The organism is Micromonospora sp. GCM10011542 (assembly GCF_042650685.1).
Lineage (GTDB): Bacteria > Actinomycetota > Actinomycetes > Mycobacteriales > Micromonosporaceae > Micromonospora.
In genome coordinates this window covers 1-14,165 of sequence record NZ_JBHSBO010000026.1, presented here as the reverse complement: position 1 = coordinate 14,165, position 14,165 = coordinate 1, and the positions used below count along the sequence as shown (strand labels likewise).

Genomic DNA, 14,165 nt, shown 5'->3' with positions numbered 1-14,165 from the left:
TCAAGGGGTTTACGCCTTGCGGCGTAAACCCCTCGATCAGTGCGTCACCGCAGGATCAGGCGCGAGCCTTCTCCCGCATCTCGAAGGTCTCGATGATGTCGCCGACCTGGACGTTGTTGTAACCACCCAGGGTCAGACCACACTCGAAGCCCTCGCGGACCTCCGTGGCGTCGTCCTTGAACCGCTTCAGCGAGCTGATCGTGAGGTTGTCCGCCACGACCGCTCCGTCGCGCAGCAGGCGCGCCTTCGCGTTGCGGCGAAGGACACCCGACCGGACGATGCAGCCGGAGATGTTGCCGATCTTGGACGAGCGGAAGACGTCGCGGATCTCCGCGGTGCCCAGCTCGACCTCCTCGTACTCCGGCTTGAGCAGGCCCTTGAGCGCCGCCTCGATCTCCTCGATGGCCTGGTAGATGACCGTGTAGTACCGGATCTCCACGCCCTCGCGGTCGGCCATCTCACGGACCTTGTTGGAGGCCCGCACGTTGAAGCCGATGATCGTGACCGGCTCGGACGAGGCGCTCGCGAGCATGACGTTGCTCTCGGTGATCGCGCCGACACCCCGGTCGAGGACCTTGAGCTGGACCTCCTCGGGGATGTCGAGGTTGAACAGCGCGTCCTCGAGGGCCTCCACGGAACCGGAGACATCGCCCTTGAGGATGAGGTTGAGCGAGGTCTTCTCGCCCTCCTTGAGCTGCTCCATGAGCGTCTCGAGGGTGGCCCGACCGCGGGAGTTGGCGAAGGACGCCGCCCGCCGCCGTGCCTGCCGCTGCTCGGCGATCTGCCGCACCGTACGGTCGTCCGCCGCGGCGAGGAACGTGTCGCCCGCGCCGGGAGGCGCGGTCAGACCCAGCACCATGACCGGACGCGCAGGACCGGCCTCGGTGAGCTGGTTGCCGTTCTCGTCGAGCATCGCCCGGACCCGGCCGTGCGCCCCACCGGCGACGATCGAGTCGCCGGCCCGCAGGGTGCCCTTCTGCACCAGCACCGTCGCCACCGCACCGCGGCCCTTGTCCAGGTGCGCCTCGATGGCGACACCCTGCGCGGGCCCGTCGATCGGAGCGGTGAGCTCCAGCGACGCGTCGGCGGTCAGCAGGACGGCCTCGAGGAGCTCCTCGATGCCGATGCCCGGCTTGGCGGCAACGTTGACGAACATGGTCTCGCCGCCGTACTCCTCGGCGACCAGGCCGTACTCGGTCAGCTGCTGGCGGACCTTGTCCGGGTTGGCGTCCGGCTTGTCGACCTTGTTGACCGCGACCACGATCGGCACGTCGGCCGCCTTGGCGTGGTTCAACGCCTCGATCGTCTGCGGCATGACACCGTCGTCGGCCGCGACGACCAGGATCACGATGTCCGTGACCTGGGCACCACGGGCACGCATGGCGGTGAACGCCTCGTGACCCGGGGTGTCGATGAAGGTGACCGCCCGGTCCTCGCCCTCGTGCGGGACGTGGACCTGGTAGGCGCCGATGTGCTGGGTGATGCCACCCGCCTCGCCCGCCACGACGTTCGCCTTGCGGATCGCGTCGAGCAGCTTGGTCTTACCGTGGTCGACGTGACCCATGACGGTCACCACCGGCGCACGGCTGACCAGACGCTCCTCGGCCACCTCCGCGTCGAGGTCGATGTTGAACTGCGCGAGCAGCTCGCGGTCCTCGTCCTCCGGGCTGACGATCTGCACGTCGAAACCGAGGTGCTCACCCAGCAGCTGCAGGGTCTCGTCAGAGCAGGACTGGGTCGCGGTGACCATCTCGCCCAGGTTGAACATCTCCTGGACCAGCGAACCCGGGTTGGCGTTGATCTTGTCGGCGAAGTCCGAGAGCGAGGCGCCACGGGAGAGCCGGACGACCTGACCCTGACCCCGGGGAGCACCCGAGCTCATGGTCGGAGCCGACAGGTTGTCGAACTCCTGTCTGCGCTGCTTCTTGGACTTGCGGCCACGGGTCGGACGACCACCCGGACGCCCGAAGGCACCCGCGGCGCCGCCGCCACGGCCACGACCGCCACCACCGGGACGACCACCGCCGCCGGCCGGGGCACCCGGGCGGAAACCGCCGCCGGGAGCACCGCCACCGCCACCGGGACCACCGCGGTATCCACCGCCGCCGGCACCGCCGCCGCCACCGGGACCGCCGCGGTAACCACCGCCGCCACCGGCACCGCCGCCGCCACCGGGACCGCCACGGAAGCCGCCGCCACCGCCACCAGGACGACCCGCGCCGCCGCCGGGGCGACCAGCGCCACCGGGACCGCCGGGGCGACCGGTGGCCGGACGCTGGCTGGGCATGGACGCCGGGCTGGGCCGCGGCGGCATGGAGGCCGGGCTGGGCCGCGGCGGCATCCCCGCCGGGGTGCTGGGCCGGGGGCCACCCGCGCCGGCGGCCGGGGGCCGCTGCTGGCCACCCTGGATGCCGAACGGGTTGTTACCGGCACCGCGCGCCGGCGGGCGACCGCCCGGCCGGGCACCCGGGCCCGGGGTCGGCGCGCCGGGACGACCGGCGGCCGGCGAACCGGGACGAGGGGGCATGGCGGTGGGACCCGGCCGGGGGCCGGGCCGGTTGCCGTCGGCCGGAGGCTCCCGGCGGACGTTGTCCCGCTGCTGCTGGCGGGCGGCCTGCGCGGCCTTGACCGCGGCCTCCTGCTCAGCCTTCAGCGCGGCGGCACGCGCCTCGGCGGCCGCCACCTCGATGTCGTGGGCGCTCGCCGGCTTGGCGACCGGGGTCGCCGGCTGCGGTGCGCCGGGAACCGGCCCCTTCGGCTTCGGACCGGGCGCCGGCGCGGACGGTCGCCGCGGCGGCATCGGCCTGGCCGAGACCCGGGGCGCGCCCGGGGTCGGGGTCGGGGTCGGGGACGGCGTCGGGGTCGAAGCCGGCGCGGACGCGGGCGCCGACGGGGCGGCTGCCGACGCCGGAGCACCGGCGGACGCGACGAATGCGTTACGCAGCCGTCGGGCGACGGGCGCCTCGACCGTGCTGGACGCGGACTTCACGAACTCGCCCATTTCCTTCAACTTGGCGAGAACGGTCTTACTCTCGACCCCGAGCTCTTTTGCCAGCTCGTGTACGCGGGCCTTGCCTGCCACTGCACTCCTCACTCCGAGGTCGTGCGGGCAGCACCCGCAGCGACCTCACTCGTGCACTTGAAGCCTGGTCATTTCAGGGACTTCATCGTGTGCTCATGTCGGTCGTCCTACCCTGCTAGCGACCCTCGCCCGGTCGGGCTGACCGGACGTAGTGGTTGGCGCATCGACGTGCTTCGCCAGCTCACCGTGGTCAGGGACCCCGGTGATGCGCAGCGCACGCCCGAAGGCGCGGCGCCGCACCGCCAGCGCGAAGCAGGCCGGATCCGGGTGCATGTTCGCTCCCCGACCCGGCAACCTGCGGGCTGGGTCAGGCCGGAGGCTGTGACCAGCCTCGTCCCCGACCGCGACGACCCGCAGCAATTCGCTGGCCGGCGCGCGTCTCCGGCAACCCACACAGGTGCGTTCCGGTTGTGCGCGTCGTACCACTGGAAGAAGTCTACCCCTAGCTGCCCGAGATCGCGCCGCCCGGCTCCCGGACGTGATCAGCCCCGCCCCGCGCGGCCGGACCGGCCTGCTCGGCGTCGGAGCGGATGTCGATCCGCCAACCGGTCAAGCGGGCCGCGAGGCGGGCATTCTGCCCCTCCCGGCCGATGGCGAGGGAGAGCTGGAAGTCGGGCACGGTGACCCGGGCCGTCCGGGTGGCCAGGTCGACCACCTCGACCCGGAGCGCCTTGGCCGGCGACAGGGCGTTGCCGACGAAGGTGGCCGGGTCGTCCGACCAGTCGATGATGTCGATCTTCTCACCGTGCAGCTCGCTCATCACCGCGCGTACCCGCTGCCCCATCGGGCCGATGCAGGCACCCTTGGCGTTGACGCCCGGCGTGGTGGAGCGTACGGCGATCTTGGTGCGGTGCCCGGCCTCGCGGGCGATCGCACCGATCTCCACCGTGCCGTCGGCGATCTCCGGCACCTCCAGCGCGAACAGCTTCTTGACCAGCGCCGGGTGCGACCGGGACAGGGTGATCTGCGGTCCGCGCATGCCCTTGGCCACGTGCACCACCACGCACCGGATCCGCTCGCCGTGCGCGTACCGCTCGCCGGGCACCTGCTCGGACTGCGGCAGCACGCCCTCGAGCTTGCCGAGGTCGACGCTGACGATGCCCTTCTCGGTCCGGATCTCGTGCGCCTGCACCACGCCGGTGACCAGGTCGCCCTCGCGGCCGACGTACTCGCCGAAGTGCACCTCGTCGGTGGCCTCCCGCAGCCGCTGGAGGATCACCTGCTTGGCTGTCATGGCGGCGATCCGGCCGAAGTCGTGCGGGGTGTCGTCCCACTCGCGCACGAGCGTGCCGTCCTCGTCCATCTCCTGCGCGTACACCAGGGCGGCGCCCGACTTACGGTCGATCTCCACCCGGGCGTGCGGCTCCGCGCCGTCGGTGTGCCGGTAGGCGGTCAGCAACGCGGTCTCGATCGCCGCGAGAATCGTGTCGAACGGGATCTCCCGCTCGCGCTCGAGTGCGCGCAGCGCCGCGAGGTCGATGTTCACCTCTCCTCGTCCTCCACATCATCTTCGTCGTCGAAGTCGTCTGACTCGTCGGTGTCGTCGGTGTCGTCCGCGTCGTCGAACTCGTCCGGCTCGCCGGGGCGGGTGAACTCGACCTGCACCCGGCCGGGGCCCAGCTGGGCGTACGTCCAGTCGGTGCGGCCGTCGTCGGTCTCCAGCTGCACGCTGTCGTCGTCGGCTGCCACCACCCGGCCGGTCAGCTGGCGGTCACCGGCGGGCTGCTCGCCGCGCTGGCCGGGCGCCGCCGCGGCGCCCCGGACGGTGACCTTGACCAGCCGGCCCACGTTGCGCCGCCAGTGTCGGGGCAGGGTCAGCGGTCGGTCCACGCCCGGAGAGCTGACCTCGAGCTGGTACTCCCCGGCGACGATGTCGCCGCCGGCCTCCTCCGCGGCGTCCAGCGCCTTGGAGACGGCCCGGGAGACGTCGGCGACGGCGTCCAGATCGATCCCGCCGTCGGCGTCCACGATCACCCGCACCACGTGGCGGCGGCCCGCCCGGGAGACGGTGAGGTCCTCCAGGTCGTAGCCCACGTCGGCGACCACCGGCTCGATCACGGCCCGCAACCGGTCGCGTCGGGCGGCGAGGTCGCCGCCGCGGGGACCTCCACCGCCGCGGGGTCGCCCCGTCGACCCGGTGGCACGGCCACGCTGCGTCATCTCCGCACCCTTTCCCTGATCGACGGCGACGGGTCGTCCCGCCATGCCGTCACGCCACCGGAGCGGACGCGCCGGTGGCTGCGCAGAGCGTAACGCGCCTGCCCGTCGCCGGGCCGGGCGGCGCACCGACGCCAGTGGCCCCCGGAGCGGCGGCGATGGTGTTGACTTGTCCGGTGGCGACGGGCAGAACGACACAGCGCGACCAGGCATCCGGGCATTCCCGGCGAAAGTTGCTGCGCGCCGGGGTGCTGGTGGCGCTCGGCGGCGCCGCCGTGCCGCTGACCGGCTGTGATCTTTTCGACCGTGACGAGGAGCCGCCGCCGGGACCGGACCCGCTGCGTCCGCTGCTGGACGAGTCGCTGGCTCTGGCCGCGGCGCACCGGGCGGGCGCCACCGCCCACCCGGAGCTGGCCGACCGGCTCGGTCCGATCGCCGAGGCCCACACGGCACACGCCGCCGAGCTGGCCCGGGTGATCGGCGTACCGCTGCCCAGCTCGCCCGCCGCGCCGCCGACCGCCGCGGCGGACCCGGCCGGCGCGCTGGCCGACCTGCGCGGCCTGGAGAAGACCGGCCAGCAGTCCGCCACCCGGGCCTGCGCCGCCGCCCCGGCCGACCGGGCGGCGCTGCTCGGGTCGATCGTCGCCGCCCGGGCCACCCACCAGGAGGCACTGAAGTGACCCAGCGCTTCGCCACGCCCACCGCCGGGGAGGCGCTCGCCGCCGCCCTCTCCGCCGAGTACGCGGCCATCTACGCCTACGGCCCGATCGGGGTACGGCTCACCGGGGCGGCCCGGGACGCCGCGCGCCAGGCGGAGGCCGCGCACCGGCGCCGACGCGACGCGTTGGTGGTGCAGCTCAGCACGGCCGGCGGCACGGTACCGGCGGACCGGGCCGGGTACGCGCTGCCGTTCCCGGTCACCGACCGGGCCAGTGCTCTGCGGTTGGCTGTCGAGGTCGAGGAACGCACCGCGGCGCACTGGCGCGCGGCGCTGGCGGCCACCACGGGCGCCGACCGGGATCTCGCTCTGGCCGCCCTGGTGGACTACGCGGTGCGTTCCACCCGCTGGCGCCGGACGGCCGGAGTCGCCCCGCTGACCGTTCCGTTCCCCGGCCGACCGGCCTGAGCTGGTCCGCTCCGGTTGCGGTACGCATACCAGGTATGCATACTCCGTTGCCATGTCCATCCGTCACGGGCTGCTCGCCCTGCTCGAACGCGGCCAGATGTACGGCTACCAGCTGCGCGCCGCGTTCGAGGAGTCGACCGGGTCGACCTGGCCGCTGAACATCGGGCAGGTGTACACCACGCTGTCCCGGTTGGAACGGGATGGCCTGGTTCGTCCCCTGCCGGAGAGTGAGGCCGGACAGCGTCCGTACGAGATCACCGACGCTGGACGGGCGGACCTGGCACTGTGGTTCGCCACCCCGATCAGTCGCACCGACCGGCCCCGCGACGAGCTGGCGATCAAGCTGGCGCTGGCGCTGACCACCCCGGGGGTGGACGTCCGCTCGGTGGTGCAGACCCAGCGCAGCGCGACGATGCGGGCGTTGCAGGAGTTGACCCGGTTGAAGTACGCGAGCGACCGGCCGGAGGACCTGCCCTGGCGGCTGGTGCTGGACTCGATGGTGTTCCAGGCCGAGGCGGAGGTCCGCTGGCTGGACCACTGCGAGACCAGCCTGGTCCGGCACCGCCCCGGAGCCCCGGCACCCCCACCCGCCGGGAGCGCGGCACCCGGTGCGCAGCGGTGGGCCGACGAGGAGGCGCGACGGTGAGCGGAGCGGACGACGACGCGGTGCTGGAGCTGCGCGCCGTCCACCGCACCCACGGCGCGGGCCCCGCGGCGGTGCACGCGCTACGGGGCGTCAGCCTGGTCGTCCGGCCCGGCGAGCTGGTCGCCGTCATGGGTCCGTCGGGCTCCGGGAAGTCGACCTTGCTGGCCCTGGCCGGCGGCCTGGACCGCCCCACGAGCGGGGAGGTACGGGTCGAGGGGCAACCGCTGGGCGCGCTCGACCGCCGGGGGCTGGCCCAGTTGCGCCGCCGTCGGATCGGCTACGTCTTCCAGCAGCTCAACCTGCTGGGCAGCCTGAGCGCGGTGGAGAACGTCGCGCTCCCACTGGAGCTGGACGGCACCGGTGTCCGCCGGGCCCGGACGCTGGCCCTGGCCGCGCTGGCCGAGGTGGGCCTGCCGGAGCTGGGCGACCGTTTCCCCGACCAGCTCTCCGGCGGGCAGCAGCAGCGGGTGGCGATCGCCCGGGCGCTGGTCGGTCAGCGGCGGCTGATGCTCGCCGACGAGCCGACCGGAGCGCTGGACTCGCAGACCGGCGAGGCGGTGCTGCACCTGCTGCGCCGCCGGGTCGACGCGGGCGCCGCCGCCGTCCTGGTCACCCACGAGGCCCGGCACGCGGGGTGGGCCGACCGGGTGGTGTTCCTGCGCGACGGGGTGCTGGTGGACACGACAGCCCCGCTGGGCAGCGTCGAGCAACTGCTGTCCGGTAGCGACCGGTGAGCGTACGCCGGGCGCCGCGGGCCCCCGGCGGGGCGGACATACCGGCGATCCGGCCGGTCGGGGCGCCGAGCCGGGCCGACCGGCGACGGCTCGCCGAACTGACCGGTTCCTGGCGGGCCGCGCTGCGGATCGCCCGGCGGGAGGCGGGCCGGGCCCGCCGGCGTACCGCCCTCGTGCTCGCGATGATCGCTCTGCCGGTGCTGGTCCTGACCTTCGTCGCAGCCAGCTACGACATGGCGGAGCTGACCCCGCAGGAGCGAATCGACCGCCGGCTCGGCGCGGCCGACGCGGAGCTGCGCTGGGTCGCCGACGTCCCGGTCCGGCAGGACGAGCGGGGCGAGAGCTGGTATCCCCTGGACGGGGACCTGCCACCGAACGCCCGGGTCGCCACCTCCGAGGAGGTGTCGGCGCTGCTCGACCCCGGCAGCCGGGTCACCGAGGTGCGCTGGCGGATCCCGCTGGGGGTGCGCACCCCCGAGGGCGACGAGACCGTCCAGGCGCGGGCGCTGGATCTCACCGACCCGCTGGCCCGCCCGCTGGTGCGCTTCGAGGCCGGGCGGGCCCCGCAGCAGCCGGGTGAGGTGGCGGTGAGCGCGGCGGCGCTGCGGCACCTGCGGGTCGGGCTCGGCGACGCCGTGGCGACCGCCGACGGGATCCGCGTGTACACCATCGTCGGGGTGGTCGAGTTCGCCGACGATCTCGGTCCGGTGTTCGCGCTGCACCCGGCCGCCGTGCCCAGAACCGCTCTGGAGCCGGACAGCGCCTGGCTGGCCGACCTGCCCGGTGACGTCGACGCCGCGCTGGTGTCCCGACTCAACCACCATGGCGTGGTGGTCACCCGACGTGACCTGCCCGGCTCGTCGCCGTCCCGGCTCTGGCCCGGTTCGCTCGGCCCGACCGACCCCGGCCAGCTCGGCACCGTCGTGCTGATCGGCGGCCTCGGGCTGCTGGAGGTGGTGCTGCTGGTCGGACCGGCCTTCGCGGTCGGCGTGCGCCGGCGGCGCCGAGACCTGGCACTGGTCGCGGTGGCCGGCGGTGACGCCGCCCAGCTGCGACGCATCGTGCTCGCCGACGGCGTGGTGCTGGGACTGCTGGGCGCCGTCGCAGGGCTGCTCCTCGGCGTCGGCGCGGCGTTCGCCGGCCGTCCGCTCGTCGAGCAGTACGTCTTCACCGCCCGCTTCGGCGGGTACCGCTGCTGGCCGACCGCGCTGGCCCTGCTCGCCGCGGTGGCCGTCCTGGCCGGGGTGCTCGCCGCGCTGGCACCGGCTTGGACGGCCGCCCGGCAGGACGTGGTCGAGGGGTTGGCCGGGCGGCGTACCCCGCCCCCGCCGCGGCCCCGGTGGTTGGCCATCGGGCTGACGCTGGTGGTGGGTGGGACGGCGCTGGCCGCGTTCGGCGCCACCCGGACCTCGTCGACGGTGATCCTGACCGGCCTGATCCTGGGCGAACTGGGCCTGGTCTGCTGCACCCCCACTCTGGTCGGCCTGCTCGCCCGGTTCGGCCGGGTCCTGCCGCTGGCGCCGCGGATCGCGCTCCGCGACGCGAGCCGCAACCGGGCCGCCGCGGCGCCGGCCATCTGCGCCGTGATGGCGGCGGTCGCCAGCAGCGTCGCGCTCGGCGTCTACCTGGCCAGCGGCGAGGCCCGCAACGTGCACGCCTACCAGCCGATGATGCCGCGCGGTCACCTGCTGGTCAGACCGTCCGAGCCGGCGGAGCGGCCCGCAGCCACGCTGGAGCAGGTCACCCGCGCGGCCCGGGACCACCTCGGCGCCGACGCGGTGGCCCCGGTGCGGACTCCGACGTGCGCACCGCAGCCCGGCCCCGCCGGCTTCTGCTACGTCGCCCCGCAGCTGCCGCCGGAGCGGGCCTGCCCCTGGCAGCCGGGGGACGACCTGTCCGCGGCGGACCGGCGGCGGGCCCTGGCCGACCCGCGCTGCGTGGCTCCCAACGTCGACTACTACGGCGCGTACGTGCAGCCCACAGTGGACGACGGCAGCGCGCTGCCGATCCTCACCGGCGCGGACCCGGCGACGACCGCCACAGCCACCGCGGTGCTGCGCACCGGCGGAGTGGTGGTGACCGACCCGCGCTACCTGCACAACGGCCTGGTGACCGTGACGGTGACCCGTGGGACGGACAGCGACAGTCAGCCGGCCACCTCCGCGGCCACGCTGGCCGGGTACGCGCTGCCCGCGGCGGTCGGACCGCCCCGGCTGCTGCTGTCCGACCCGGCGGCCCGACGGCTCGGGCTGCACTGGACGCAGTCCGAGTGGGCGGTGAGCACGCCAACCCCGCCCGACCGGAAGAGGCAGGAACGGTTCACCGCCGCGCTCGAGCACGTCGGCGCGTTCTCGCTCAACGTGGAGTACGGCACCGCGACACGAAACACCTCGCCGATGCTGCTGCTCCTCGCCGCGGCGGCCGGGCTGATCACGGTGGGCGCGGCGGGGATCGCCACCGCGCTCGCCGCCGCCGAGGGCCGCGCCGAACTGGCCACCCTCGCGGCGGTCGGCGCCGCCCCGGCGGTACGCCGACTGCTGGCCGTCTGCCAGGCCGGGGTCATCGCCGGGGTCGGTTCGGTGCTGGGCATCGCGGCCGGGCTGGGCACCGCCGCGATCGTGCTGGTCTCGGTCAACCGGCAGTACGCCACCGACTGGCCGCTGCGCGAGCCGTACCCGTTCGTCACGCCGTGGGCGGCGCTGGGCATTCTGGTGCTGGTGCCGCTGGTGGCGATGCTCGGCGCGGGGCTGTTCACCCGGTCCCGCCTGCCGGTCGAGCGACGCCTGGACTGATCCCCGACGCGGAACCGGACCGGATCGGGGATGCCGGCCGGGCGGCGCAGCCGGCAGACTGGTCCCCGTGTCCGTGCTGGGAACCCTCACCCGTCGAGTCGGCCACCACCGCTGGTTCGGCGCCGCCGCCCGTCTGCTCGTCCCCGCCGACCGGGTCGTCGGCCGGCTCACCCGGGGCCGGGTGGTCGCGCTCGGGCTGATCCCGTCCCTGGTGATCACCACCACCGGTCGCCGGTCGGGCAAGCCACGCAGCAACCCCCTGCTCTACGTGCCGGACGGCGACGCGTACGTCGTGATCGGCTCCAACTGGGGGCAGACCCACCAGCCCGGCTGGGCGCTGAACCTGCTCGCCGAGCCGGCCACCGAGGTGGACGTGAAGGGCAGGCGGGTCCCGGTCCGGGCGGAGCCCGCCGCCGGGGCGGAACGGGACCGGCTGTGGCAGCTGCTGGTCACCGAGTGGCCGGCGTACCGCACGTACGTGCAGCGGGCCGGCGACCGGGACATCCGCATCTTCCGGCTGGTGCCGACCGGGCGCGGCGTGCCGGTCCAGCCCCCGCCCGCTGGCTAGGCTGACGCCCAGTCACCAGGCGGGGTCGTTCCGGTGAGGGCGAGGAGTGAGCCGGTGAGCGCGAGCAGCGAGCAGGCCGGTGTCGACCGGCACCTCGACGATCGACGGTGGACGGTGGCCGAGCGGGTCGCCGACGCGGCTCGACGACGTTTCCCCGCCGACGTGCTCGCCGTGGCGGTGCACGGCCCCCTCGCGCACGGCGACGACGACGGTGGCGGCGACGGCGAGGTCGGCATGCTGATCGTCACGTACCGCCCGGGCACCGGTCCGGCGCCGGCCACCCGCCGGGTGGACGGCGTGCTGGTCGACCTGACCGTGGCCGGCGCCGAGGCCTACCTCGGGCAGGCCCGCGTCCTCTCCCCGCTCTGGCCGCTGACCGCCGACCGGTACGTGACCACCCGGGCGCTGCACGACCCGACCGGGTGGCTGCGGACGTTGCGCGACGAGCATCTGGGCCGGCTGGCCCGCGCCCGACCGGCGGAGTTCAGCGGCGCGGCCCGGCAGGCCTGGTACCGGGGCAGCGCCGCACACTCCCGGGCCGCCCGGCTGGCCGAGTGGTACGAGACGGACCAGGCCCTGCTGATGCTCGGTGAGGCGCGGCTCGCCGCGGCCACCGTGACCGGGCTGCTCAGCCGCACCTACTTCCGCGACCCCGGTGACGCGGTGCGCCGCACCGGGCTGGCCGGCGCGGACATGACCGAGGTGGGTGTGGTGCTGACCCGGCAGGCCGAGGAACTGGCCGCCCGGGGCCGGCCGGTCGACGGCACGGTCGACGACCTGCTCACCCACTGACCCGGGTCAGAGGCTGCCCTGCACCCCGATCAGGCTGCCGACCAGGTAGGTGGCGGCGGCCGCCGCCGCGCCCAGCAGCAGTTGACGCAGACCGCTGGTCCACCAGGGACGGTTGGTGAACCGAGCCACCACCGCCCCGGCGGCGAAGAGGCCCAGCCCGCCGACGCCGAGCGCCAGCCAGAGGTCGGTGGCGCCGAACAGGTAGGTCAGCAGCGGGACCAGCGCGCCCACCGAGAAGAACAGGAACGAGGAGATCGCGGCGGCCCAGGGGCTGGGCTGGTCGTCGGGGTCGACGCCCAACTCCTCCCGGACGTGCATCCGCAGCGCCTCCTCCGGGTTGCGCCGCACCGCTTCGGCCACCTGGGTGGCCAGGTCTCGGGGCAGGCCCCGGGCCACCCAGGCGTCGGCGAGCTCCCGCGCCTCCGCCTCGGGGTGCCGCTCCAGCTCCCGCCGTTCCTTGGCCACCTCGGCGGCGACCTGCTCGTTGGCCGAGCGCACGCTCGTGTACTCGCCGAGGCCCATGGAGATGGCGCCCGCGACCAGGCCGGCGGTGCCGGTGAGCACGATGCTGCGCGGCGACACCCCGCCGCCGCCGACACCGGCGATCAGGGCGATGTTGGTGACCAGACCGTCCATCGCGCCGAACACCGCCGGCCGCAGCCAGCCGCCGGACACGTCCGCGTGGTGCGCCTCGCGCAACGCCGCCGGTGTCTCGGTCACGGCAGGGTCAGGATCTCGTGGCCGTCCTCGGTCACCACGATGGTGTGCTCGAACTGGGCCGTCCACCTGCGGTCCTTGGTGACCACGGTCCAGCCGTCGTCCCACATGTCGTACTGGTAGGTGCCCAGGGTGATCATCGGCTCGATGGTGAACGTCATGCCCGGCTCCATGATGTCGGTGGGCCGGGGGCTGTCGTAGTGCGGCACGTAGAGGCCGCTGTGGAAGGACTCACCGATGCCGTGGCCGGTGAAGTCGCGTACCACCCCGTAGCCGAACCGCTTCGCGTACGACTCGATGACCCGACCGATGACGTTGATCTGCCGACCCGGGGCGACCGCGCGGATGCCGCGCATCATCGCCTCGTGGGTCCGCTCGACCAGCAGCCGGGCCTCCTCGTCGACCGCGCCGACGCAGAAGGTCGCGTCGGTGTCGCCGTGCACCCCACCGATGTACGCGGTCACGTCGACGTTGACGATGTCGCCGTCCTGGATGACCGTGGAGTCCGGGATGCCGTGGCAGATGACCTCGTTGAGGCTGGTGCAGCAGGACTTCGGGAAGCCCTTGTAACCCAGCGTCGACGGGTACGCGTCGTGGTCACAGAGGAACTCGTGCACCACCCGGTCGATCTCGTCGGTGGTCACGCCCGGCTTGCAGTGCTCGCCGGCGAGCTGGGTCGCCTGCGCGGCCAGCCGACTGGCGATCCGCATCTTTTCGATGGTCTCCGGTGTCTGCACGTGCGAGCCGCGCCACTCCTGGGGGCGCTTCTTTCCCACGTACTCCGGTCGCGGGATGTGGGCAGGCACCGGTCGCCACGGGGAGAGCGTGCCTGGGGTCAGCGGCGCACGGACGGTCATCCGTCAAGCCTATCGTCGGAGCCGGCGGTGACCCGCGCCACGGCCTGGCCGGACCGGTTGTTGCCCTGCCAGGCCGGCTGTGCCATGGTGTCTCCGTGGATCAAGGGGGAGCACCACCCGTCTTCTCCGCCAGCGCGGAGATCGACGGTGACCACCTCCAGGTCGTGGTGACCGGCGAGGTCGACATGGCCACCGCGGACACCATGCTCCAGACCGCGCTGCGCGAGCCCGCCGAGCGGATCGTGCTCGACCTGCGCGCGGTCACCTTCTTCGACTCGGCTGCCATCCACGCTTTGGTCCGGCTCGCCCAGCAGTTTCCGGGCACCCTCACCGTGCTGCCGTCCCGGCAGGTCCGCCGGGTGCTGGACATCTCCGGCCTGGGCGACCAGGGCTGGCTGCGCCCGGCCTGAGAGAGTGTTGTGATACCTCGGCGTGATCATCGCTGACTCTGTCAGCGATGATCACGTCTGTGTCGCTGTGTCTGTAAACCGGCGTACGAGTCGTCGCTGACGGATGGGCAGTGGGCGGTGATCGAGCCGTTGCTGCCGAGGCGGGACCCGCGTCGGGGTGGTCGACCGTTGCGGTATCCACGTCGGTTGGTCATCGACACGATCCTGTACGTGCTGCGCAGCGGTACCGCGTGGCGGCATGTGCCTCATGACCTGGCGCCGTGGGACGTGGCGTATCGATGGTT

Annotated in this window: 15 protein-coding genes; 9 read left to right on the top strand and 6 right to left on the bottom strand. The window is 73.9% G+C overall.

Annotation, left to right across the window (positions count from 1 at the left end; genetic code table 11):
* Window positions 1-55 precede the first annotated feature (55 nt).
* The 4 genes from infB to rimP form a co-directional block, all read right to left on the bottom strand.
* Complete coding sequence (gene infB / locus ACFOW4_RS08830; protein ID WP_377526153.1) at window positions 56-3,082, bottom strand: translation initiation factor IF-2; 3,027 nt, start codon at window positions 3,080-3,082, stop codon at window positions 56-58.
* Between the two features lie 93 nt (window positions 3,083-3,175).
* Window positions 3,176-3,508 carry a YlxR family protein gene (locus tag ACFOW4_RS08825; RefSeq protein ID WP_377526152.1) on the bottom strand — a complete coding sequence of 111 codons (333 nt, stop codon included), beginning with the start codon at window positions 3,506-3,508 and terminating at the stop codon, window positions 3,176-3,178.
* Between the two features lie 16 nt (window positions 3,509-3,524).
* On the bottom strand, window positions 3,525-4,568 hold the full coding sequence (nusA, locus tag ACFOW4_RS08820) for a transcription termination factor NusA (protein WP_377526150.1): 1,044 nt from the start codon (window positions 4,566-4,568) through the stop codon (window positions 3,525-3,527).
* Window positions 4,565-5,242, bottom strand: a complete 678-nt coding sequence (rimP, locus tag ACFOW4_RS08815; protein ID WP_377526149.1) for a ribosome maturation factor RimP — start codon at window positions 5,240-5,242, stop codon at window positions 4,565-4,567. The genes nusA and rimP overlap by 4 nt, the downstream gene beginning before the upstream one ends.
* A gap of 230 nt (window positions 5,243-5,472) precedes the next feature.
* Between rimP and ACFOW4_RS08810 the strand changes: the two genes are divergently transcribed.
* The 7 genes from ACFOW4_RS08810 (at window position 5,473) to ACFOW4_RS08780 (ending at window position 11,897) form a co-directional block, all read left to right on the top strand.
* Window positions 5,473-5,919 carry a hypothetical protein gene (locus tag ACFOW4_RS08810; protein ID WP_377526208.1) on the top strand — a complete coding sequence of 149 codons (447 nt, stop codon included), beginning with the start codon at window positions 5,473-5,475 and terminating at the stop codon, window positions 5,917-5,919.
* Window positions 5,916-6,365, top strand: coding sequence for a ferritin-like domain-containing protein (locus ACFOW4_RS08805; protein ID WP_377526147.1), 450 nt, complete (start codon window positions 5,916-5,918; stop codon window positions 6,363-6,365). Before ACFOW4_RS08810 ends, ACFOW4_RS08805 begins: the two co-directional genes overlap by 4 nt.
* A 52-nt stretch (window positions 6,366-6,417) precedes the next feature.
* Complete coding sequence (locus ACFOW4_RS08800; protein ID WP_377526146.1) at window positions 6,418-7,011, top strand: PadR family transcriptional regulator; 594 nt, start codon at window positions 6,418-6,420, stop codon at window positions 7,009-7,011.
* Complete coding sequence (locus tag ACFOW4_RS08795) at window positions 7,008-7,745, top strand: ABC transporter ATP-binding protein (protein WP_377526144.1); 738 nt, start codon at window positions 7,008-7,010, stop codon at window positions 7,743-7,745. Before ACFOW4_RS08800 ends, ACFOW4_RS08795 begins: the two co-directional genes overlap by 4 nt.
* Entirely contained in the window at window positions 7,742-10,537 is a 2,796-nt protein-coding gene (locus ACFOW4_RS08790) for an FtsX-like permease family protein (protein ID WP_377526143.1), read from the top strand. The genes ACFOW4_RS08795 and ACFOW4_RS08790 overlap by 4 nt, the downstream gene beginning before the upstream one ends.
* A gap of 67 nt (window positions 10,538-10,604) precedes the next feature.
* Window positions 10,605-11,105: a nitroreductase/quinone reductase family protein gene (locus ACFOW4_RS08785; RefSeq protein WP_377526141.1), complete on the top strand. Its 501-nt coding sequence runs from the start codon at window positions 10,605-10,607 to the stop codon at window positions 11,103-11,105.
* A gap of 54 nt (window positions 11,106-11,159) precedes the next feature.
* Window positions 11,160-11,897, top strand: coding sequence for a nucleotidyltransferase domain-containing protein (locus ACFOW4_RS08780; RefSeq protein ID WP_377526140.1), 738 nt, complete (start codon window positions 11,160-11,162; stop codon window positions 11,895-11,897).
* Between the two features lie 6 nt (window positions 11,898-11,903).
* Here ACFOW4_RS08780 and ACFOW4_RS08775 read toward each other — a convergent pair whose 3' ends face one another.
* Both ACFOW4_RS08775 and map read right to left on the bottom strand, forming a co-directional pair.
* On the bottom strand, window positions 11,904-12,617 hold the full coding sequence (locus tag ACFOW4_RS08775; RefSeq protein ID WP_377526138.1) for a VIT1/CCC1 transporter family protein: 714 nt from the start codon (window positions 12,615-12,617) through the stop codon (window positions 11,904-11,906).
* A complete protein-coding gene (gene map / locus ACFOW4_RS08770; RefSeq protein ID WP_377526137.1) occupies window positions 12,614-13,471 on the bottom strand; it encodes a type I methionyl aminopeptidase in 858 nt (285 codons plus the stop codon). Before map ends, ACFOW4_RS08775 begins: the two co-directional genes overlap by 4 nt.
* 95 nt (window positions 13,472-13,566) lie before the next feature.
* On the opposite strand from map, the gene ACFOW4_RS08765 reads away from it, so the two are divergent.
* Both ACFOW4_RS08765 and ACFOW4_RS08760 read left to right on the top strand, forming a co-directional pair.
* Window positions 13,567-13,881, top strand: coding sequence for an STAS domain-containing protein (locus tag ACFOW4_RS08765; protein ID WP_377526136.1), 315 nt, complete (start codon window positions 13,567-13,569; stop codon window positions 13,879-13,881).
* A 57-nt stretch (window positions 13,882-13,938) separates the two neighbouring features.
* On the top strand, window positions 13,939-14,165 hold a 227-nt coding region (locus ACFOW4_RS08760; protein WP_377526206.1), incomplete at its 3' end, for a transposase.